Source organism: Comamonas sp. JNW (genome assembly GCF_003105075.1).
Lineage (GTDB): Bacteria > Pseudomonadota > Gammaproteobacteria > Burkholderiales > Burkholderiaceae_C > Comamonas > Comamonas squillarum.
This window is the reverse complement of record NZ_QETI01000002.1, coordinates 199,002-219,000: the sequence shown is the minus strand read 5'-3', so window position 1 is coordinate 219,000 and position 19,999 is coordinate 199,002. Positions and strand designations below refer to the sequence as shown.

At 59.5% G+C, this 19,999-nt stretch carries 15 protein-coding genes; 2 read left to right on the top strand and 13 right to left on the bottom strand.

What is annotated here, in order from left to right; translation table 11 throughout:
* Window positions 1-18: 18 nt before the first annotated feature.
* The 3 genes from purH to dusB form a co-directional block, all read right to left on the bottom strand.
* A complete protein-coding gene (gene purH / locus DCO45_RS04035; RefSeq protein WP_116924903.1) occupies window positions 19-1,617 on the bottom strand; it encodes a bifunctional phosphoribosylaminoimidazolecarboxamide formyltransferase/IMP cyclohydrolase in 1,599 nt (532 codons plus the stop codon).
* A gap of 78 nt (window positions 1,618-1,695) precedes the next feature.
* Complete coding sequence (locus DCO45_RS04030; RefSeq protein WP_021027292.1) at window positions 1,696-1,929, bottom strand: Fis family transcriptional regulator; 234 nt, start codon at window positions 1,927-1,929, stop codon at window positions 1,696-1,698.
* Window positions 1,926-2,999 (bottom strand): tRNA dihydrouridine synthase DusB, encoded by a 1,074-nt coding sequence (dusB, locus tag DCO45_RS04025; RefSeq protein ID WP_116924633.1) that lies wholly within the window; start codon window positions 2,997-2,999, stop codon window positions 1,926-1,928. The genes DCO45_RS04030 and dusB overlap by 4 nt, the downstream gene beginning before the upstream one ends.
* A 307-nt stretch (window positions 3,000-3,306) precedes the next feature.
* Here dusB and DCO45_RS04020 point away from each other — a divergent pair, with 307 nt between their 5' ends.
* Complete coding sequence (locus DCO45_RS04020) at window positions 3,307-3,840, top strand: YqaA family protein (RefSeq protein ID WP_182345060.1); 534 nt, start codon at window positions 3,307-3,309, stop codon at window positions 3,838-3,840.
* Window positions 3,841-3,874: 34 nt separating this feature from the next.
* On the opposite strand, the gene DCO45_RS04015 is transcribed toward DCO45_RS04020, so the two are convergent.
* From DCO45_RS04015 to DCO45_RS04000, 4 genes are all read right to left on the bottom strand, one after another.
* On the bottom strand, window positions 3,875-4,774 hold the full coding sequence (locus DCO45_RS04015) for a tripartite tricarboxylate transporter substrate binding protein (protein ID WP_243419255.1): 900 nt from the start codon (window positions 4,772-4,774) through the stop codon (window positions 3,875-3,877).
* A 144-nt stretch (window positions 4,775-4,918) separates the two neighbouring features.
* Window positions 4,919-5,788, bottom strand: a complete 870-nt coding sequence (gene nadC, locus DCO45_RS04010; RefSeq protein ID WP_116924631.1) for a carboxylating nicotinate-nucleotide diphosphorylase — start codon at window positions 5,786-5,788, stop codon at window positions 4,919-4,921.
* Window positions 5,789-5,938: 150 nt separating this feature from the next.
* Window positions 5,939-6,850, bottom strand: a complete 912-nt coding sequence (locus tag DCO45_RS04005; protein WP_243419254.1) for a hypothetical protein — start codon at window positions 6,848-6,850, stop codon at window positions 5,939-5,941.
* Between the two features lie 604 nt (window positions 6,851-7,454).
* The gene (locus DCO45_RS04000; protein WP_243419235.1) at window positions 7,455-9,008 is read right to left on the bottom strand and encodes an AAA family ATPase; all 1,554 of its coding nucleotides are present in this window, start codon (window positions 9,006-9,008) and stop codon (window positions 7,455-7,457) included.
* A gap of 146 nt (window positions 9,009-9,154) precedes the next feature.
* Here DCO45_RS04000 and DCO45_RS03995 point away from each other — a divergent pair, with 146 nt between their 5' ends.
* The gene (locus DCO45_RS03995; RefSeq protein ID WP_116924900.1) at window positions 9,155-9,913 is read left to right on the top strand and encodes a helix-turn-helix transcriptional regulator; all 759 of its coding nucleotides are present in this window, start codon (window positions 9,155-9,157) and stop codon (window positions 9,911-9,913) included.
* A 183-nt stretch (window positions 9,914-10,096) separates the two neighbouring features.
* On the opposite strand, the gene DCO45_RS03990 is transcribed toward DCO45_RS03995, so the two are convergent.
* The 6 genes from DCO45_RS03990 to DCO45_RS03965 form a co-directional block, all read right to left on the bottom strand.
* Window positions 10,097-12,076 carry an ATP-binding protein gene (locus DCO45_RS03990; protein WP_207788044.1) on the bottom strand — a complete coding sequence of 660 codons (1,980 nt, stop codon included), beginning with the start codon at window positions 12,074-12,076 and terminating at the stop codon, window positions 10,097-10,099.
* A gap of 582 nt (window positions 12,077-12,658) precedes the next feature.
* Entirely contained in the window at window positions 12,659-13,699 is a 1,041-nt protein-coding gene (locus DCO45_RS03985; RefSeq protein WP_116924899.1) for a restriction endonuclease, read from the bottom strand.
* A gap of 266 nt (window positions 13,700-13,965) precedes the next feature.
* On the bottom strand, window positions 13,966-14,793 hold the full coding sequence (locus DCO45_RS03980; RefSeq protein WP_243419234.1) for an Abi family protein: 828 nt from the start codon (window positions 14,791-14,793) through the stop codon (window positions 13,966-13,968).
* 106 nt (window positions 14,794-14,899) lie between these two features.
* The gene (locus DCO45_RS03975) at window positions 14,900-16,831 is read right to left on the bottom strand and encodes an AAA family ATPase (protein ID WP_116924628.1); all 1,932 of its coding nucleotides are present in this window, start codon (window positions 16,829-16,831) and stop codon (window positions 14,900-14,902) included.
* Window positions 16,832-16,841: 10 nt separating this feature from the next.
* On the bottom strand, window positions 16,842-18,527 hold the full coding sequence (locus DCO45_RS03970) for a restriction endonuclease subunit S (RefSeq protein ID WP_116924627.1): 1,686 nt from the start codon (window positions 18,525-18,527) through the stop codon (window positions 16,842-16,844).
* The gene (locus DCO45_RS03965) at window positions 18,527-19,990 is read right to left on the bottom strand and encodes a class I SAM-dependent DNA methyltransferase (protein ID WP_116924626.1); all 1,464 of its coding nucleotides are present in this window, start codon (window positions 19,988-19,990) and stop codon (window positions 18,527-18,529) included. The genes DCO45_RS03970 and DCO45_RS03965 overlap by 1 nt, the downstream gene beginning before the upstream one ends.
* Between the last annotated feature and the right edge of the window lie 9 nt (window positions 19,991-19,999).

Here is a 19,999-nt window from a genome sequence, read left to right as displayed (position 1 = left end):
CAGGCGCCGCCCGTGCCATCAATGGCGGAAGTGGCGCACGCCGGTGAACACCATGGCCACGCCGCGCTCGTTGGCGGCATCGATCACTTCCTGGTCGCGCATCGAGCCACCAGGCTGGGCCACGCAGGTGGCGCCGGCATCGACCACCACATCCAGGCCATCACGGAAGGGGAAGAAGGCATCGGACGCCACAACGGTGTTCTGCAGCGACAGCTTGGCCGCCTCCGCCTTGATCGACGCGATACGGGCCGAATCTAGGCGCGACATCTGGCCCGCGCCCACGCCCATGGTCATGCCGTTCTTGCAGAACACGATGGCATTGGACTTGACGAACTTGGCCACCTTCCAGGCAAACAGCAGGTCCTGCAGTTCTTGCGGGGTCGGCTGCTTGACGGTCACGACCTTCAGATCCGCCAGTTGCAGCTCGTGGTTGTCGGCCGATTGCAGCAGGATGCCCGAGCCCACGCGCTTGGATTCAATGGCGTTGCGGCCCTGCTCCCAGTCGGTGTTGCCGCCAGCGGGCAGTGCGATCTTCATCAGGCGCACATTGACCTTGGACTTGAAGATCTCCAGCGCCTCGGCGCTGAAGTCCGGGGCCATCAGCACTTCGACGAACTGCTTGGACACGGCTTCGGCTGCAGCCTTGTCGACGGCGCGGTTGAAGGCGATGATGCCGCCAAAAGCGCTGGTCGGGTCGGTCTGGAAGGCCTTGGAGTACGCTTCGAACGCATCGGCACCCACGGCCACGCCGCAGGGGTTGGCGTGCTTGACGATCACACAAGCGGGCACTTCGAAGCTCTTGACACATTCCCAGGCGGCATCGGCATCGGCGATGTTGTTGTAGCTCAGCTCCTTGCCTTGCAGTTGCACGCCCGTGGCCAGCGAGCCGGGTGCGGGGTACAGATCGCGGTACCAGGCCGCTTGCTGGTGGCTGTTTTCGCCATAGCGTAGGTCCTGGATCTTGATGAACTGGCTGTTGCTCTGGCCGGGGAAGGCGGCGCGCTCGGGCACGTATTCTTCCGACAGCTTTTCGTCTTCGAAGGTAACCGACGACAGGTAGTTGCTGATCGCGCCATCGTACTGGCTGATGCGGTTGAAAGCGGCAACCGACAGTGCAAAGCGAAGTTGGTTGCTCAGCTTGCCGCCGGCCTTCAGCTCGGCGAGCACCGCGTCGTACTGGTCGGCGGCGGTGATCACGCCCACATCCTTCCAGTTCTTGGCAGCGGAGCGCACCATCGCCGGGCCACCAATGTCGATGTTCTCGATCGCATCGGCCAAGGTGCAGCCGGCCTTGGCAACGGTCGCTTCAAAGGGGTAGAGGTTCACCACCAGCAGGTCGATGGTCTCGATGCCGTGTTCCTTGAGCGCAGCCATGTGCTCGGGCAGGTCGCGGCGGGCCAGCAGGCCGCCGTGCACCATGGGGTGCAGGGTCTTGACGCGGCCGTCGAGCATTTCGGGGAAGCGGGTGACCTCGGCCACTTCGGTCACGGGCAGGCCCTTGTCGGCCAGCAGCTTGGCGGTGCCGCCGGTGGACAGCAGGTGCACACCCAGCGCATGCAGGGCCTGGGCAAACTCGACAATACCGGTTTTGTCGGAAACGGAAATCAGGGCTTTCATGTCAATCACTTCAAAGATAGAAACAGGCTTGTGCCGCATGCGCAGCGGGCGCAAGCAGCACTGAAATCAGGGCGCGAGTCAGAGCATCTTGTGCTCGACCAGCTTCTTGCGCAGCGTGTTGCGGTTCAGGCCCAGCCACTCGGCGGCCCGCGACTGGTTGTTGTCGGCGTGGTTCATCACCACCTCCAGCATCGGGCGCTCCACCATGCGCACCACCATCTCGTACACGCGGTCCGGCACCTCGCCTTCCAGATCCTGAAAATAGGTCTGCAGGCTGTCCCGCACGGACTGCTCAATCGTCGTCTTACTCATACAAAGTCATCACTCATTGTTGTTGCTTGGGCCATCGCACTCCCGCTGGCCTCTGGTGCTGGAGCCATGCCAGGCAGCCGGTCCATCTGTTGCCCCAGGGCTAACAGGTAATCGGCTACGGCCTGCCATTGCGCCGCACTGTTGTCAATCACATTCATCTCGCGCCGAAACGCATCGCCCCCCGGCAGATCGCGCACATACCAGGCGATGTGCTTGCGCGCCGAGCGCACGCCCGTGCTCTCGCCGTACAGCGCATAGTGGTCCTGCAGGTGCTCGAGCAGATGGCGGCGCAGCTCGGCCACCAAGGGTGGCGCGAGCAGCTCGCCGGTCTGCAGAAAATGCACGATCTCGCGAAAAATCCAGGGGCGGCCCTGGGCCGCCCGTCCCACCATCACCGCGTCCGCACCAGTGAAGGCCAGCACATCGCGTGCCTTGGCCGGGCTGGTGATATCGCCATTGGCAACCACCGGCACCGACACCGCCTGCTTGACGGCACGGATCGTGTCGTACTCGGCCAGGCCCCGGTAGCCCTGCTCGCGCGTGCGGCCATGCACGGTAAGCATCTGGATGCCCGCCTGCTCGAACTGGCGCGCCAGCTGCACGGCATTCTTGTGGTCATCGCTCCAGCCGGTGCGCATCTTCAAGGTCACCGGCACGCCATAGGGGGCGGCAGCCGCCACCACGGCTGCAGCAATCTCGACGGCCAGCGGCTCGTTTTGCATCAGCGCCGAGCCGGCCCATTTGTTGCAGACCTTCTTGGCCGGGCAACCCATGTTGATGTCGATGATCTGCGCGCCGCGCTCAATGTTGTAGACCGCCGCCTCCGCCATCATCGGCGCGTCGGTTCCTGCGATCTGCACGGAGATCGGGCCGGGTTCGCCGGCATGGTTGGCGCGGCGGCTGGTCTTGAGGCTGTCCCACAAGTCCTTGCGGCTGGTCACCATCTCGCTGACCGCATACCCCGCCCCCAGCGCTTTGCACAGCTGGCGAAAAGGCCGGTCCGTCACGCCCGCCATGGGCGCCACAAACACGTTGTTGGCCAGAGTGTAGGGACCGATGCGAACGGACATGGAATGCAAAAAGCGAGCACTTCGCCACCGAAGTGCTGGTTGTTGTGGTGAGGGGAAGGGGCAGATTGTACTGCTTAAAAAAGTAGCAAACATCCAATCTACCCGCTTGACATTTGGGAATGCCCAAAAAATCGGCGACGGGACGCCCGCTGGCCAGGTCCCAACAACGCACTTGGCGGCCGCAGTGGGCGCTCCAGCGCCGCTGCCGCAAGCGCTTGTCCAGATGGGATTTTTCGGCCTCTTGGCTGACACGGCAGCGGCCCGCAGCGCCGCTGACGGGCGCCCCCCAGCCGCTACACTGGCAGCCATGGAAGCTTGGATTCAACAGTTGCTGACATGGCTGGCCCTGCCGCAGTTCGGGCTCAGCACGGTCTTTATCGTGGCCCTGATATCGGCCACCTTGCTGCCGCTGGGCTCCGAGCCCGCTGTGGCCGGCCTGCTACACCTGAACCCCGATCTGTTCTGGCAGGCCATCTTGGTGGCTACCGCCGGCAATACCCTGGGCGGCGCCATCAGCTGGTGGACCGGCGCGCTGGCCCGCACCGCCTGGTACAAGGCCCGCAGCCTGCGTAAGGTTGGGCTTGACCTCGCCGACCCCAGCCAGCCCCCTGCGCCACCCAACAAGCAAAGCCGCCACCAGCGCATGGCCCGCATCTGGCTGCGCAAGTTTGGCGCCAAGGCCTGCCTGCTCAGCTGGCTGCCCATCGTCGGTGATCCGCTCTGCGCCGTGGCCGGCTGGCTGCGCCTGCCGTTCTGGCCCTGCGTGTTCTATATGGCGGTGGGCAAGTTTTTGCGCTATCTGGTGATGACGGCCACCATTTTGCATTTCTGGCCCTCGTGAAGTCGCGCTGAGGCTGATGCCCACTTCTGCCGCACTAATCCACCCGCAGGCCCAGCTGCTGCGCCACGGCCGCATAGCGGTCGATGTCGCTGGCAATCACCCGGCCAAATGCCGCCGCACTTTGCAGCACCGGGGTATAGCCTTGCTCGCGCAGCGATTGCTGCATCGCAGGCTCGGCCAGAATCTGCGCCAGCTCCGCATGCATGTGTTGCACGACGGCATCGCTGGTGGCGGCAGGCGCCAACAGACCATGCCACTGCTCCACGCTGAAGCCGGCACTGCCCTGCTCGGCCACAGTGGCAACCTGGGGCCACTGCGCCAGGCGCTGGGGCGCCGTGATGGCAATGGCGCGCACGCGGCCCGCCTCGATCAGTGGCGCAGCGCTGCTGGCGGTGACCATGCCCATGGCGACCTGGCCGGCGGCCACGGCGGCGATGGCCGGCCCGCAGCCCTTGTAGGGCACATGCTGCAAATGCAGCTGCGCGGCCTGGGCCAGCATTTCGCCGGCCAGGTGCTGTGGCGTGCCATTGCCGCAAGAGGCAAACGGCAGCTGCAGCTGCTGCGCCGAAGCGCGTACATCGGCCAGGTTGTGCAGCGCGCTGCCCTGCGGCACCACCAGCACCGACGCGATCGTGCCCACATTGAACACGGCCTTGAAATCCTGGCGCGGGTCAAAATCGAGCTGGCGGTAGACGGCGGGGTTGATCGCGAACGAGCTGTTCACCATCAGCCAGCTGCTGCCATCGCCCGGGGCCTGCGCCACATGGCGCGCGCCAATGTTGCCGCTGGCCCCGGGGCGGTTTTCCACCACCACGGTCTGGCCGGTGCGCTGCTGCAAGGCGGCGCCCAGTTTGCGCGCGAGCAGGTCGGTGCCCCCGCCGGGCGGAAAGGTCACGACGATGGTGATGGGCTTGTCAAAGCGGGCCGCCGCCATGCTGCTGCCGCCCAGCCACAGGCCAGCTGCAATGCAGGCCACAGTGGCGCTTGCGACCCACCACCAGGAAAAGCGTTGGAAAACTCGGGGCATCACAGGCCTCCTTCCAGGTTATGCCAGGTGTTCGGGGAATAGAGGGCAGGCTCAGGCATCCAGGCCAATATCGAGCACCTTGGCGCTGTGCGTGAGCCAGCCCACTGCGATCTGGTCCACCCCGGTGGCGGCCACCTGGGGCGCCGTCTCGGGCGTGATGCGGCCCGAGGCCTCGGTCACCGCCTTGCCCCGGCACATGGCCACCGCCGTGCGCAGGGTCTCCAGGTCCATGTTGTCCAGCAGCACCACGTCCACCCCGAGCTGCAATGCGGCATCGAGCTGCGCGAGCGTGTCCACCTCGAGCTCGATCTTGACCATATGGCCGACGCCCGCCCGGGCGCGGCCCACGGCGGTGGCCACATCGCCAGCCAGCGCAATGTGGTTGTCTTTGATCAGCACGGCGTCATCCAGGCCAAAGCGGTGGTTGCTGCCGCCACCCACGCGCACGGCATACTTTTGCAGCGCGCGCAGGCCCGGCATGGTCTTGCGCGTACAGGTCACCCGCGTGCCATAGGGCTGGATGGCCTGGGCAATCGCATAGGTGGCGCTGGCCACGCCGCTCAGATGGCAGAGGTAGTTCAGCGCCGTGCGCTCGGCCGTCAGGATCGCCCGGCTCTTGCCATGGATGCGGGCGATCTCCATGCCCGGCGCCAGCACCGTGCCGTCGCCGCACAGCGGCTCAAACACGACGCCGCTGTCGAGCAGATGGAACGCCAGCCGCGCCAGATCCAGCCCCGCCAGCACGCCCGCTTGCCGCGCCACCAGGCGCAGGCTGTCCCTGGCGTCAGCTGGCACTATCGTGTCGGTCGTCAGGTCACCGGCGCGGCCCAGGTCTTCGAGCAGCGCCATGCGCACCAGCGGCTCCAGCATCACATCGGGCAGAGGAGGAACGGGCAGCGCAGCAGTTTGATTAATGCTCATTTTGAGTATTTATAGAGTAAAAAAAGGGGCGCGCCAGCCTTGTACCAGTCGCACGGGTATTTATGCTAAACATGAGCATAAATACTGTCAAGCGCTGAAGCCCTGGGGCCTGTCACCTGCGCTCAGACCTTCAAAGAGGGGTTGGGGTAGTCAGCCCCGTGCCAGCGGCAGCTTGTTGCCTGCCACTGCCCGCTCCACCAGCACATTGCGGCGGAAGCGAAACAGCTTGGCGGGGCGGCCTGCGCCCTGGCTGCTGATCTCGCCGGTGTCTTCGACCAGTGCCTGCTGCTCGACCAGGCGGCGAAAATTCTGCTTGTGCAGGCTGCGCCCGGCCAGCGCTTCCACCGCCTGCTGCAGCTGCAGCAGCGAGAAACTGTCGGCCATCAGCTCGAACACCACCGGGCGGTACTTGATCTTGGCCCGCAGCCGCGCCATGCCAGTAGCCAGAATGCGGCGGTGGTCATTGCGCATCGCCGTGCCCAGCAAAGTCTGGCCTTGGGGGGCCGCCATGCCATCGCGCCAGGCCTCAGCCACGAGGCCCGCTTCAAACAGCAGCTCGTAGCGCTGCAGCACCAGCTCTTCGTTCCAATCGCTGCCTTCGAGGCCAAAGCTCACACAGGCCCGCTCCCAGCGCGCGCTGGCTGCCGCCTTGTCCGCCGCCTGCTCACTCCAGGCCTGCAAGGCAGGCGCAATGCGCTGGCCCAGCATCGCCGGCGCGCCGCTGCGCCAGTCCTCCCAGGGGAAATAGCGGTACCAGTCCTGCCAGCCCGGCTGGGCCTGGCCGGCATCGTCCAACTCGCGCGTCAATGCTAGGTAGCTGATGGAGATCGCCCGCATGCCCAGCTCCTGCGAGCGGTCGCGGTCGGCAAAGGTGTAGAGCTGCTCTACAAAGCCCAGCGGGTGGTGGGTCTGCGTCTCCACCCAGGCGCGCAGGCTGGCCTGCAGCGAGCGGTGGTTGGCGGTAAAAGGCCCGGCCGGCAGCGTCTCGCCCGCTTGCGTGGTCAATATGCGCGGCTGCCCGCCCGTCACCGCCACCAGCACCGCCACCAGATCGGCCTGCACCGAATGCTGCTCGCGCTCGGCGGCGTTTTGCGCAAGGGGCGCATCCGCAGCAGTGGTTTTTGTGATCGCGGCAGGTGGGGTCACCGAAGGGGGGCTTTCAAAAATCGATGGACGGGGCGGCGCTTGCAGTGCCAGCCAAGAGGGCGCTACGTCGCAAGCAGCGGCTATCTTATAACGGCTTGCAGCGTTGCTCTGCCATCGCGCTGCCACATGCGCATGAGCGCAGTGCAGCACGAAAAAGCCCGCTGACCTGCAGCGGGCTTGGGGGTTCTGACGGCCAGCACGCAGCGAATGCCTGCGGGCAGTGTTGTTGCCGAAACGGTCAGACGTTAAATCAGAAGATCATTGGCAAGCGATTGATTTTCCTTTGCTTCGCCTACTCGCCGCAAAAAATGTACTCCGATTTGTACTCAATCGTGCGGCGGCTGAATACGCCGGGACAGTCTGCAGGCACGAGCTGCGCGTTGACCTCATCAGCTACGCGTTCGCGCATGACTTGAATGATGCCAGCACTTTGTGGATTTACGCTCGCGACTTTGCACTCGGCGGTAGAGGGTACGCTGAAACGCTCACAGACGTACGGGGCGTTCAACTCTTGGGGCCGCTATGCCAAGAACCCCATGGGCTTCCTAGTTGAGGCGATTTGGTCTGGCAGGTCGCCGACGCGGATGTGATCCCGCTCCTCCCGCGCAGCACGCCCCAGCGCGCGCTTCAACGCCAGCCCCAAGGTCCTGGGTGGCAAGTTCTTCAGCTTGTCCACCACCTGGTCGTCCAGCGTCGGCGCAAAACCTGATCCCCACGGGCTCTCGGCCCGCATGCGGCCATAAATCTGTCGAGCGATGTGAGCCACCTGCGCTGGCATAGGGGCCTGCACGTGCAGCACCGTCATGCGTGACAGCAGCGGTGCTGGGATGCTCTCGATGCTGTTGGCCGTGGCGATCCAGTTCACATGGCTGGCGTCGATGGCGAAATCGCGGATCGAGAGATCGATGAAGTCGCGCGCGCTGCGAGGTTCCAGCAGGGTATAGAGCGCCGCGAGCGGGTCGTACTGACGTTGCTGGTCGGTCTTGTCGAGCTCGTCCAGCACGATCACCGGATTGGCCAACGGCTGGTAGGCCAGCAGCTCAAACACCACACCGGGCTCCGAATTTGACCAGAACGATTCCGACCCGGCCAACGGCGAGCTGGACTGGGTGCTGGCCATGTCGATCACACGGAAGGGAAGGCTCAGCCGCGCAGCCAGCCAGCGGGCGGCCTCTGTCTTGCCAATCCCGGCCGGGCCGACCAGCAGGATGGGAGACCATGCGACACGTCCATCGCCCATCGCATGCAGGGCAAAGTGGTCGTGCAGTACCTCGGCCAGCCCAGCGAAGTTGGGGAAGTCGCGCTGGAAGTCTTCGATCAGCTGCGACCAGTCATCGGGCAGCTCACCCAACTGGCGGCGTTCGTGGCCAGCGGCCCGGATGCGCTCGGCGATGTACTGGGCCCGCTTGGCCTTTTCGTCGGGCTTGGCGCGGTGGCGCTCGACAAAGCTGCGCAGGCCTGCGGCGTCAAGAAGCGCGATTTGGCGTGTTGCCCGAGGGGCCTGCGGCGCGGGCTGATCCGGCGCCGCTGCCGGTGGCTTCATGTCGGGCAGCGACTGCACCAGCGCGTGTACGGCATCGTCGATGGACGGATCGAGCGGCTCGCCACGCACCGACTTCTCGGGCTTGGGGGCGGCCGGCAGTAGCCCTGCCGCTACCGCGAGTTTGTGATTGCGCTTGAGGTCTTCGGCGAATAGGCCGATGGTGGCCTCGTGCTGCTTGCAGCGGACTCCCTGGCCTGCGTTCGCATCGCCGCCAATCACGGGCGCCGAGCAAACCGGGCAATGTTGTTGGGCGGCATGTCGGGCGGCCGCAATCAGATCCAATAAAGCCCTGTCTCTGTTGATGCTGGCGCCCACCAGTTCCACCCGCAGGCTGAGCTTGTCGCGCTGGTTGGTGGCGCAAAACAGCGGCAGGTGGCGGTAGTCGGCCGGCTTCATCAGCAGCTCGCACTGGCCCACGAAGTGGGCCAGCACCGCCAAGTGGCCAGGGGCGGGCTCCACCACCTGCTTGGCCAGCCATGGGTGCTCGGCTTTCAAGGCCGCCAGGCTCGCTTGGTAGGCGGCGCGGCTCATGGGTCGACGGCTGTTAGGACGAGTCATGGCGGCCTCTTTTGATTCACTATAACTTACTATAACAATGTAAGGCGCGATGATCCAGTGTTCACTTGCCGTGCTGCTCTTGGTTATAGTGATTTACTGTGATTCCTTTGGAGGCCGACATGTCTGCCTTGAGCAGCGAGCAACTCCCCATACTGGCCGGCGCGCTCTTGCGTCTGCGAGGCCTCACGTTGGCAGCGGTGTTTGACGCCACGGGCATTCGCGCGGCCAACCTGTCTGCATGGCTGAAAGGCAAACCGCAGGTCATCTCTGCGGCGCGCGTGACTGCGTTGCTTTACCACCTGGGTGTCCAAGGTGGGCAGCTTCGGTCAGACATGGTTCACACCTGGAGCGACCAAGGTGAATGGGCACACCTGCGCACCGTTTTCAACCTGCTCCAGGCGCCAGTGGCGCCCCGATGCTTGTTTCTCGATGAGCATCCCGGCATGTCCCATACAAGATTCCTGCAGTGGGGCGAGGCATGGGTTCGGCTGTCTCTCACGCCGAGGCCGACTGCGCAGGACGATTTGGCCGCGATAGTCAGCCCCGACCGAATGATCGTGCTACCCGTTGCGCTGGAGGGCATCCCCACGCAAGACCCGCAAGCGACCGCTTCTGCGCTCTTGAGCCTCGCCGAGCAGGGTGGGCAGGAGATCCCCACTGGCGAACTGGCCCATGGCTTTATGCAACGCCTCGGTGCGCCGCCAGGGCAGGACTTCGTGCTCACGAACGGCGACTCGTTGGGCTGGCGCATCTTGGAGGTGAGCTTGCGCAGTGCGATGCGCAGGGGGTTGAGCCCCACGCAATTGGCGTTAAAGATCGAGACGATGCGTCTCGATGAAGACGACTTCCCTCGTTCAGGCAAAGCCAAGTTTGGTTGAAGTGCGGGAGGAACGTGACGAGGGCGAACTTCGAGCGCGCTAACCGCCAGTACAGGTAAGGACTGGATTAGGCTGACCTGTGTCATTCCCGCACCGACACTCAACGACAGCTCTGGAATCGCCCCGGATTCAGTTTGTGCACTTGAGGTCGTTGAGGGAACATTGCTGCCAAAGCGAAAAGTCTTAGTGCTCGGTCTGTAGTTCTGCCACCAGTTCCTGTCTGGTCGCCGCGCTGTAATCGTCCCGCTTGAGCTTCAGCTTTTCGAGCATGAACCCGTGCGTCAGCTCGAACCCGTCAAGCAGCGTATACCAGTTCATGACGTACAGCTTCATACGCGGGTCCTCCGTCACGAGGCCGGGGTCGTTGCGCAAGACATGGGCGTTCAGTCGACTGGTAATGATGGTGTCAGCAGAGGAAATCTGGCGCCCGAGGAGTATGAGCTCGAAGTGCATCTTTTCCGACTTGAACTGGGGCTGGCGTTTGATGATTTCCGCGTAGTCCTCAAGCTGCCGAAGATGCTTTTTGTTGAGCGAAATCGCCGGCCGCTTTATCTCCACGACGATGCACTTGAAGATTCTATTTCCCAATGAGTCGAGGGACGGAAACTTGCGTGCCAGGAATAGGTCCGTTTGCCGCTTGGCACCGGGCAGATCCTCTTCGTCGTCGACATCGTCCATGTCGACAGGGTTCCGCGCCATGACCTCGTCGCGCATCTTCCTGGCAATCCCGGTAAAGGTGTCCTCCTCTGCGCCGAGAATCTCGTAGCGCGGCCCGAACAGCCAAGTGTTGCTCTCGATGACCCTCTGCAGGTCGGGCGTCTCGAGGACCTCTCGGTAGTGCACGTTCATTACGTGGCGTAGCTGCTCCACAGCTGTAGCCCGTCGCTGCAGTATTTCGATACTCGCAACGATGTTCTCGAAAGTCGCGTTCTTGAGCTGGTTTGCGAGGTCCTGCACCGACTTCGCATCGAGGTCAAGAGCACCTTCAAGCACGTCACACAGAGCATCGTTCTCATTTGAAACAGCAAGCCTGTCCAGCAGCCGAATGATGAGCTTCGCCTGCTTCTTGCTGGCGGTTTGAAAGACGCGTGGCTCGGCAATGTAGATGTTCCGAACTAGGTCGCGGGTGTGCTGGTGCCGCCATGCCTTCTCGGCCTCATCCAGCCCCGCGTAGGTCGGAAAGTAGCCTTGATCCTCGTAGCCCTGCACAACTTCTTCCGCTTGCAGGCGAAGGAACTCGTCGTAGACAGACTGGCCAAGTCGGTCTAGCTGAGCCTTGAATTTTTTCCATACGGGGGACGCTGGCGTATGCGCGTCAGGATTAAATAGGTCCTGTTCCTGCGAGAAAGTGTCAGCCCATGATGATTTCACACAGACGCTAGTAAAGAAGTTGGGCTTTAGATTAAGCGAGCTCAGCACCTTGTAGACCAACTCGCCGCTGGAATTCAGCAGGTAGAGATATGACTTTTCTGATGTTGGGCGCTGCTCCCAGCGGATGATTTGAGTCTCGAAGACTTCGTCGTCTGCGGAAATGGTCTGAACGAAATCCTCGTGTTTCGGCACATCCACGGCGCGGCCATTCAGATACAGCCGCTTCTCTTTGTGCACCGCGAGGTACCAGCCAAACTCAACGGCGAATTTCTCCAGAAGCTCATCATGCGTCGGCAGAACACCTGTGAATTGAGTGAGCTCTACCAGAGTTCCGTGACCATGCTTCAGGATTTCATGCTTCTGGTCAGTTTCGTCGATGAGCCAGGCCTCGAAGTCTTTGATGGTCGGCTCTGCGACCTCGATTACTGCATCGACATTCTTGAACCTGGTGAACCAGGATGCGTTGCGGCATAGCTTATGGAACGCGAGACGCCCGCGACCATGCTGCCCCTTTAACGATAGGTTCGCCTTCTTCGAAGAGTCGTTGAAGTTGCCGAACGTGTCGCCCAGCGTGGCAAATTCGATACCTTCTCCGTTGTCCTGAACGACGACCCGCTCCACCCCGTGGATCTCGTTCTCAACCACAGTGACGGCAACGAAGCTCGCACCGGAATCGAATCCATTCCAGGCCAGCTCAAAGAGGGGATCCCACGGCTCATCGTTCCCAAAGTGCTTCTTGATGCCTGAATTGCCGATAGCGGCACTTCCCTTGAAAGCATTTTTCTTCGTCATACGCCTCCCGCACATCCTTGTGAAGTTATTGTGCACTCCTGACCTGCAACCAGCCACTCTTTCCCCGAGCGCGCCGCATGCAGCATCGGAACATCATTCGAGCCGACCTCGATCGGCCTATGCCAGTAGCCGGCCGTATCGCCACTCTGCCTGCCGGCAGAACAGTCTGCGAGTCCAAGCCATGTCGCCACCCCCTACCGTGTATGGCGGCAGACCGGCCCGTGGCCGCAGCGAGGATTCAGCCTGATGCTTGATCTGGACGCAGCCTTCATCTGCCGTGTCCCCAACTGCCGCTGCCCACCAAACCTGTCGGCTTGGCGTCCAGCGGCCACATTCTTTGAGCTCGAAGAAGCGAACTCAAAGAATGTGCCGAATACGGTGGGGACAGCCTGCTTGCGAACGTGCGTCCAACATGAATGTGCGACAGACGGTGCCAACCCTTGCGCGAAGACCGGTGCCTGCCTTGTGCGAAGCAGGTGGGGGCAATGTGCAAAGACGTTGGCGACTGCGTGCCTTGGACTGTGCGAACAGTGTGGTGACATCCAGCCGAACAAGGTGTGAACACCTCGTCCGCCTTGGTTTTCAAAGCACCTCATCTTGCGATGCCACCATCCACACCCGCTTCAATGGCAGCTCGGCCTTGAGGTCTTCATCCAGACGCCCGTACTGCTCGAACAGTTGTTCGAGCAGCTCCTTTTGCGTCCAGAGCCGCAGCCTGAAGAACTGGGAGGCTAGTTCCTTCTGCACGTTGCCCTTGAAGCCACCCCAGGCTACGAACAGGCCCTGATCAGCATTGAACTTGGTCATGGCACCCAGCAGTTTGTCCACCGGCTCGCGGCCAATCGGCGAGTCCTCAGACTTCACCTCCACGCACAGACGCGGCGCGGAAAACCCCAAGGGGCCAGAGCCTGCAAGGATGTCTGCACCGCCGTCTGCTCCCTCCGGGCTGCGGTAGGTGGTGTAGCCCTGTGCTTTCAGGATGCCCTCAACCAGTCGGGTCAGGCCATGCCCCTTGAAGCGGGCAGAAACCAGAGCGGCGATCTGGTCGCGTGCTAACTCGTCTAGGTCGGCGTCTGCGGCCTCAACATCGGCGGTCGTTGCCGTCGCTGCCTTGGCAGACGCTGCCAGCGTTTCTGCCTTCCAACCCTGGGCGCGCATGGAAGCGATGCGCTGCTCGGCGTTGTTGCGCTGGATACGGCAGATGGTGAGAAACGCCCCGAAGGAAAACAACAGGTCCTTGCCAAAGTGCGTGCGGGGGATGGCTTCGCCGATCCACTTCACAGCTCGCCAGTGGAAGAAGGGGTTCGGACCAGCCGTCTCGGCGTGGTAGTCCCCCGTGATCTCACCGATGTAGACCGCAGGCTGCGTCTTCAGGGGCAACACCACGAGGTCGCCCTTCTGCATCTCGTGGGCGAAGGGCCAGACCTGACTGACCCAGTTCACCACAGCCTTGGGCTTGGCCTCCGGGTAGCGCTGGGTCATTTCAGCGGTCAACTCGCCTCGCTGCTGCAGCTTGGATAGGTCAAGGTTCAGCTCATCCCAGGTCACATAGACCCGACCTTCTTGGATGAACTTCTGTTCGTATTCACCGTGAGATCCAGCGCGAATCAACCAAATTGCCATCTTTTCCTCCCTAATTGCGCGCTTTCCTAGTCCTTGGCGCACGTCTGCGGACAAGTACGGACGTTGACGGTACCGGCCCGGTAGCCTAGAATTCGCATCAACACGGCCCCTCTCGGTGACTCTGCTTCGGCAGGGAAGCTGCTGAGGGGTTTTTTATTGCCTGTTCTCACCAGTCTGCCTCCCACCCACCAGGGGCGCCCATGCCCGCCAGGTTCAGGCCGAGGTGAGAGAAATCGGGGAAGGCTAGCAGATGCGCTTTCATCCGATCAGGCCAGCTCGACCGAGGATTGACCACGCCCAGCAGATGTCGGGTGATCTTCAAGAGCAAGAAGCAGCGTGCCCGCGTGCGCATCGGTCTCAAACGTTGTGACCCAGGCCTGCTCTGCAGACGACGGCAGCTTCGGCTGGTCGACGATGTTCCGATTCCAGAGGCGGCTGTGGTGCGCGCAGACATTGCGCAGATAGTTCAGGCTTCGCAGCCATGTCGCGAATACCCGGCCGTTGCTCACGCCGTACTGGCTGGCAATCGCGTCTTGCTCGGCCTCGCGAAGGCCGTTGAACAGCGTCGAAAGCGTGCCGAAGTCCCAAACCTCGCAGGCCACCCAGATCGCCAGTGGTAGGCCGTATTTCGCGCGGTTGTGCCGAACGAATTCTTCCCTGGATCGGCCGATCAACTGGGCATGCTTGCCCAGCCACTCGTGGTGCCGGGTGACGCCGGAATCCTTGTCCAACTTGACGCTGAACTCGTCGTGGAAGAGCTCGGGCTTGAGGTAGGCAAAGCGATCAAGTTGCCCAAGGGTGTGGGACACGTCCACGCGCAGCGCGACTTCGATGCGTTCCAATGCGTCCATGACCAGCAGCCGAAGCTGCTTGTCAAAGACGTACAGGTCCACCGCATTCTGGAAGGTGGTCCCAGCCCGGAAGGCATCAAGGGCGATGCGCTCTTCGCGCACTTTCTTCGGCTTGCGACCGTGCTCATCCAACAGGCATAACGGCTCACTGCGTTCGCGGAAAGCGAACCAATAGCCGCTGAGGCGGTAGTAGCCAATGCGCTCCAGATAATCCAGCGCGCGATCCCGGTCTGTGACGATCATGCCCCGGTCTATTAACTTATCCAGTTGATCGGCGTAGCTATTCCAGGGCTTGGGGTAACTCACTTGGAAAATCCCATAAGTGGTGGTCGTCGTCTACTACAGCAATTCATGCAGCAGCAATCGGGTTGCACTTGGATTTAATGAACTCAAAAATCGGTTTGAATGTTTCAAAGTGTGCCCGATCCAATGTTGGAACGATGTCGTTGGCAAATTTGACCTTATCGCCTGAAAATTCAATGATCTGAGCACCAGCAGATGCTGCCTTCCGTTGAAACCAAGTGCCGACCCATTCGTCCTTAAAAAAAAGTAGCTCAATGGACAAATGGGAATCCTGCCCTCGACCCCAAGGCTTTCCGTTGTCGTCGAGTACCTGCCGTTTGATGGCATCAACATTTGGCACCGGGAGAAGTGCTGCGTAATGATTTTGATGCCGAAGTCGCTTGACCAATCCCTTCTGAGGATCAGTTACCTCTGCATGGCATGTTCTAGCATCCAGGCCATTCCAATCATCGTAGGCCTCATCGAAATCAAACAAAGCAAACATCTTGCGATTTGGAAAGTTGACTCGAAGCTCATCTCTTGAAAAGAGGTTTCTAAGAAAAATGCGATCAAACGCATTCTGTATTGCAAATGGACGCGGCTCATCCGGGTAGAGTTTCAACCATGCTGTCTCCAATATCTTTTCATCTGTCACACCTTCGGTAAACAAAACATCACCGGATGTGCCGCAGAGAAAATGATTGATGCTAAGCCGAGCCTCACTTTCGGAAAGAGTTATCAAGCCAGCAGACAGCGACTTGATAACATCTGCCTTGTTTACTTTGGTCAGCGCCACTTTCTCACCGTCAAACTCGAACAAGTTGATAACGCTCTCGTTAGCGCAGGTGATCGTTGATGCGCTATGGCTGCTCATCAACACGTGGCTATTTTTTTTCGCTGCTGCATCAGTGATGTCGAAAACCTGCCGCAAGAACTCAAACTGCCATTCGGGGTGAAGAAAAGCATCCGGTTCATCCAGCAAGATCAGACAATTGCGGTGCTTAAATAGTTCGACAATAGAATAAATATAGACCGACTGAAATTGGCCGTCACTGAAGTGGCTAATATTGGCCTCTATGCCCGAAGCGAGGCGAAGCGGTACAGAAACACCGCCCAGCATTCCCAGGGTCTTCAAGTTATCAAACTGCCGGAACAATTCCTGCCATTTTCCGGCAAATTTCTCCTGCAGCTTACTGATGGATAGGTATAGGATGTAACGATCCTCAGTAGGAAAATACCCCTCTGTCACCGTCAGCTTCTCTGTGTTGTCCCACACACAATCGCTCAAGATGCCGAGAAAATCCTTTGTAATGCCGAGCGGACGCCAATAACGGGAGGCGACATCAACATTGTCGATGTCGTACTTTTTCTTCTCGCCACCTCGCGCGTAGTCCGGCCGCTGTAAATCAATCCTCAACACAGGCTCGGAAACGTCTGCAGTTCCAGGTTTTGTGATGCCAAGTCTATCGATTTTCAGCTTTTGTCGAATGAATGTGTGAGCTCTGCTATCTGAGGGCTGCACCAGCAATACCGCCAATAGCAGTGCCTTGTACTCTTGGCCGATACCGAGGAAGCGACGGGAGTCCTCAAGATTGGCTCCTTTGATGCGCTCACGAAATTTCTCTTCGTAGTCGGCAATCAAGTTGGTAACAGTAGTGTTGTGGCCAGAGTAATAGATCAAGACGTTGTCGGGGAATGGTGTTTGCCCGAGCGTTTTGCGATCTTCGTCCTTGTTGATCCTCAGCTTGCCCGATTTCCATTCAATTTCGGTGTCCTGCCCTTCAATTTCGTAGCTCAGGCGGTAATCAAAAGAAATGTTATTGGTGGGGCGATCAAATTGATCTAGATGACGGAAGATTTCAATCAGAGCCTCGAACAGATTTGATTTGCCGCTACCGTTCTTGCCGACAAAAACATCAATGAAACTATCGCCATCGAACTGCAGCGTGAAGTTTCTTAGATTTTTGTAATCACTGATGAATATTGATTTTAGGCGCATAACGGTTCGTTCACATTTGTGCCATCACAGCGTTGAGCAGTTCTGTTTTTTTTGTGGCGGCGCTATTAATATGCTGCTCGATGGCATCGCAGAGGTGCATCAGCAGATCGACTTTCTTTACAATTCGCTGCTGCTCTTCAAATGGCGGCAAATTGAATGAAAATCCACGAACAATTTCACCATTCAATGCCGGTTGTGCGCCCCCTCTGCCGTCACCACGGTGTGCTTCATATTTGCTTTTTGCCCATATCCACGCAAACTCAGGGCTTACGAAGTTTTCATTGAAAACTAGCGCGGCGACATTCTGATTGGTGCATGCTTCTATTCCAAGCAACGCAGATTGACCTCTAGTTTTTCCTTGGCCAATGATCGCTATTAACAAACTCCTTGCAGGGATAAGGGAGACGCTCGAAGAATCGTAGCCGGATTGCGTAATTTTTTCAGATGTGTCGCGGATAATATTATTTGCCACCTCGCCAGAACTTACCCAAGGAATATCGCCTTGCCAAAATTCCGGATTGCTTCTACTGGGGGTTGAGCCAAGTCGCACATCAGCAAAGTCTTGAACCGTTATTTTCTCCCAAGATTTTGGCAATATAACTTCACTATTCGATGCGGGGGCCGCCTTCTGTCTTTTTGATGCTCCCTCATTGATGCGTCGAATCCTGTCTTGTGAAATTTTACTGAGCAACACACTTGCAGGCTCTGCTTGTGAGTCTTGAGGTACAAGTTTTCCGATGACTGCCAGTTGCAAAATGGCTTTGCGCAGCTCGACAACATTCTCTTTGACTGCGTATAGATCACCAAAGTGTTTTGAGATAAATGCCCAAGCTTCGTCTGCGCTACCGTTGCCGGTGGTGTCGATCAGTTGCGAGAGCGCGGCGGCGTGTGTGGCCAAACGCTTTTTTTCGCGTTCGTTTCGCAGATTTTCCAGCGCGTCGCAACGCGCCATCAACCGGTCGATTTGGGCGACGATGCGATGTTGCTCGTCAAGCGGTGGGAGCGGAATTGGTATCTCGACAAACTTGGCAATGGAGACGCCACCAATGATTCCGGTCATCGCGGCGGTAAATGAAGCGCGGAAGGCTGGGGACAGATAAACGTAGAGGATGAATCGCGACGGAATATGCCCATACAATTCATTTGCAAACAGTTTGTTGCCGAAACAGATGTCGCGATCAGTTAGGCCACACTTTTTTCCGGCGCTGCCACCTTCAGCACAAATCAGCACTGCCCCCTGGTGTGCGATCCTGAATTTTTCTTCATCCACTGGAATGCAGATACCGTTGTCGTAGTCCAGCGGGTCAAAACCGTAGCCGACATCCTTGGTTGCTATATAGGGTAAGCCCTCGACACCGGCATATTTTGATTCTTTTTCCGATGCATTGATGCTGTTGCCATTAAAAATATTGCCAATCGCTCCGAGTCGAACCCACTGCCACCCATGGGGCAAAGAGTAGGATTCATCGCTGGCGGTGATCTCAGTCAAGGTTTTTGGCGCTTTGATCTTGCGTTCTTTCACCAGCCGCTTCTTTTCGGCTTCGATTAACTTGAGCAGTTCGCTGGCCGGTGAGTCATTTGGATCTTGCGGCACCAGTTTTCCCTGCATCGCAAGCTTCAAAATCAGCTCGCGTAATTTTGCGATGCCATCGGGCGCGGCAAAGGCCGTATCAAAGTGTTGCTCCAGCAATTCCATCACTGCCCCCTGAGTGCGAGCATCAGCTCTGCCTTGAGGGCGTTCTGTGCCTCGGTAAGTTGGCGGGTAATTTCCTGGTATTCCGCCATCAAGTCTTCAGGCTTGTCGTGCTTAACACTTACTCGATGTGGATTCTTACAGTCCAGGTTGTAGTTGCGCGCCGCAATGTCTGCAGCCGATACCTTCCAGGCGTTCTCTGTTGTCTTCCGCCCTTTGCGTGAGGGGCCGCCCCACCAGGCCTTTTCGAGGTCAAATTCCTTGATCTCCAGCGGCTTGGTGCGTGAGTAGCTCTTATAGCCGTCCGGGTAAGGATGTTCAAAAAACCAAACGTCCTTGGTGGGTTCGCCCTTTTCGAAGAACAGCACATTGGTCGCGATGCTTGTGTAGGGCGCAAACACTCCCTTGGGCAGGCGCACAATGGTGTGCAGGTTGAACTCTTCGAGTAGTTCGCGTTTGAGCGTGGTCTTGGCCCCTTCACCGAACAGGAAGCCATCGGGCAGCACGACCGCGGCACGGCCCGTGTCATGCTTGAGCAGGTGCATGATCAGTGCCATGAACAGGTCTGCGGTTTCGCGTGTCTGGTACTTGCGCGGAAAGTTATTCTCGATGCCGTCTTCTTCCATGCCACCAAAGGGCGGATTGGTGAGGATGATGTCCACCCGGTCTTTCGGGCCGTAGTCCTTGAGCGGGCGGCTCAGGGTGTTGTCGTGGCGTATGTTGCTGGGCACATCGATGCCATGCAGCATCAGGTTAGTCATAGCCAGCATGTGCGGCAGTGGCTTTTTCTCGACGCCGTGGATGCTGTCTTGCAGCGTGATGCGGTCTGCCGCTGTTTTGACTTGTGCCTTCAGGTGTTCGATGGTGCAGGTTAAGAAGCCGCCCGTGCCGCATGCTGGGTCCAACACGCTTTCGCCCAACTGCGGGTCAAGAATGTCCACCATGAATTGGGTGACGGCGCGTGGCGTGTAGTACTCGCCCGCATTGCCCGCCGATTGCAGATCGGCCAAGATCTTTTCGTAGATGTCGTTGAACAGGTGCCGGTCGGTGGAGGAGTTGAAATCGACATCATCTTCAATGGTGTTGATGACCTGCCGCAGCAGGGTGCCGGACTTCATGTAGTTGTAGGCATCCTCGAACACCGAGCCCACCACCTTGCCGTGGGGCGTGACACCGGCAGAGGTGGCCAGCTTTTTCAGCGAGGGGAAGAGTTCGTTGTTAACGAAGTCAATCAGCTCTTCGCCGGTGATGCCCTCGGCATCTTTGGCCCAATTGCTCCAGCGGAATCGCGTTTGCAGCGGCGACTTGTAGCCGGGAATGGTGAGCTGCCATTCCTGCTCCTTGTCATCAAAGATTTTCAGGAACAGCAGCCAGACGATCTGGCTGATGCGCTGGGCGTCGCCATCCACGCCGACGTCCTTGCGCATGATGTCTTGGATGGTTTTGATCAGGGTGCCGATGGACATAAGTGGATT

What these genes read in the sequence shown, in the direction of transcription:
- DCO45_RS03975 (WP_116924628.1), bottom strand. Translation starts at nt 16,831, where the DNA reads ATGCGCCTAAAATCAATATTCATCAGTGATTACAAAAATCTAAGAAAC.
- DCO45_RS04000 (WP_243419235.1), bottom strand. Translation starts at nt 9,008, where the DNA reads ATGAGCCGCGCCGCCTACCAAGCGAGCCTGGCGGCCTTGAAAGCCGAG.
- DCO45_RS03965 (WP_116924626.1), bottom strand. Translation starts at nt 19,990, where the DNA reads ATGTCCATCGGCACCCTGATCAAAACCATCCAAGACATCATGCGCAAG.
- DCO45_RS03970 (WP_116924627.1), bottom strand. Translation starts at nt 18,527, where the DNA reads ATGGAATTGCTGGAGCAACACTTTGATACGGCCTTTGCCGCGCCCGAT.
- DCO45_RS03980 (WP_243419234.1), bottom strand. Translation starts at nt 14,793, where the DNA reads ATGATCGTCACAGACCGGGATCGCGCGCTGGATTATCTGGAGCGCATT.
- DCO45_RS04020 (WP_182345060.1), top strand. Translation starts at nt 3,307, where the DNA reads ATGGAAGCTTGGATTCAACAGTTGCTGACATGGCTGGCCCTGCCGCAG.
- DCO45_RS03990 (WP_207788044.1), bottom strand. Translation starts at nt 12,076, where the DNA reads ATGACGAAGAAAAATGCTTTCAAGGGAAGTGCCGCTATCGGCAATTCA.
- DCO45_RS03995 (WP_116924900.1), top strand. Translation starts at nt 9,155, where the DNA reads ATGTCTGCCTTGAGCAGCGAGCAACTCCCCATACTGGCCGGCGCGCTC.
- purH (WP_116924903.1), bottom strand. Translation starts at nt 1,617, where the DNA reads ATGAAAGCCCTGATTTCCGTTTCCGACAAAACCGGTATTGTCGAGTTT.
- dusB (WP_116924633.1), bottom strand. Translation starts at nt 2,999, where the DNA reads ATGTCCGTTCGCATCGGTCCCTACACTCTGGCCAACAACGTGTTTGTG.
- nadC (WP_116924631.1), bottom strand. Translation starts at nt 5,788, where the DNA reads ATGAGCATTAATCAAACTGCTGCGCTGCCCGTTCCTCCTCTGCCCGAT.
- DCO45_RS03985 (WP_116924899.1), bottom strand. Translation starts at nt 13,699, where the DNA reads ATGGCAATTTGGTTGATTCGCGCTGGATCTCACGGTGAATACGAACAG.
- DCO45_RS04030 (WP_021027292.1), bottom strand. Translation starts at nt 1,929, where the DNA reads ATGAGTAAGACGACGATTGAGCAGTCCGTGCGGGACAGCCTGCAGACC.
- DCO45_RS04015 (WP_243419255.1), bottom strand. Translation starts at nt 4,774, where the DNA reads ATGGCGGCGGCCCGCTTTGACAAGCCCATCACCATCGTCGTGACCTTT.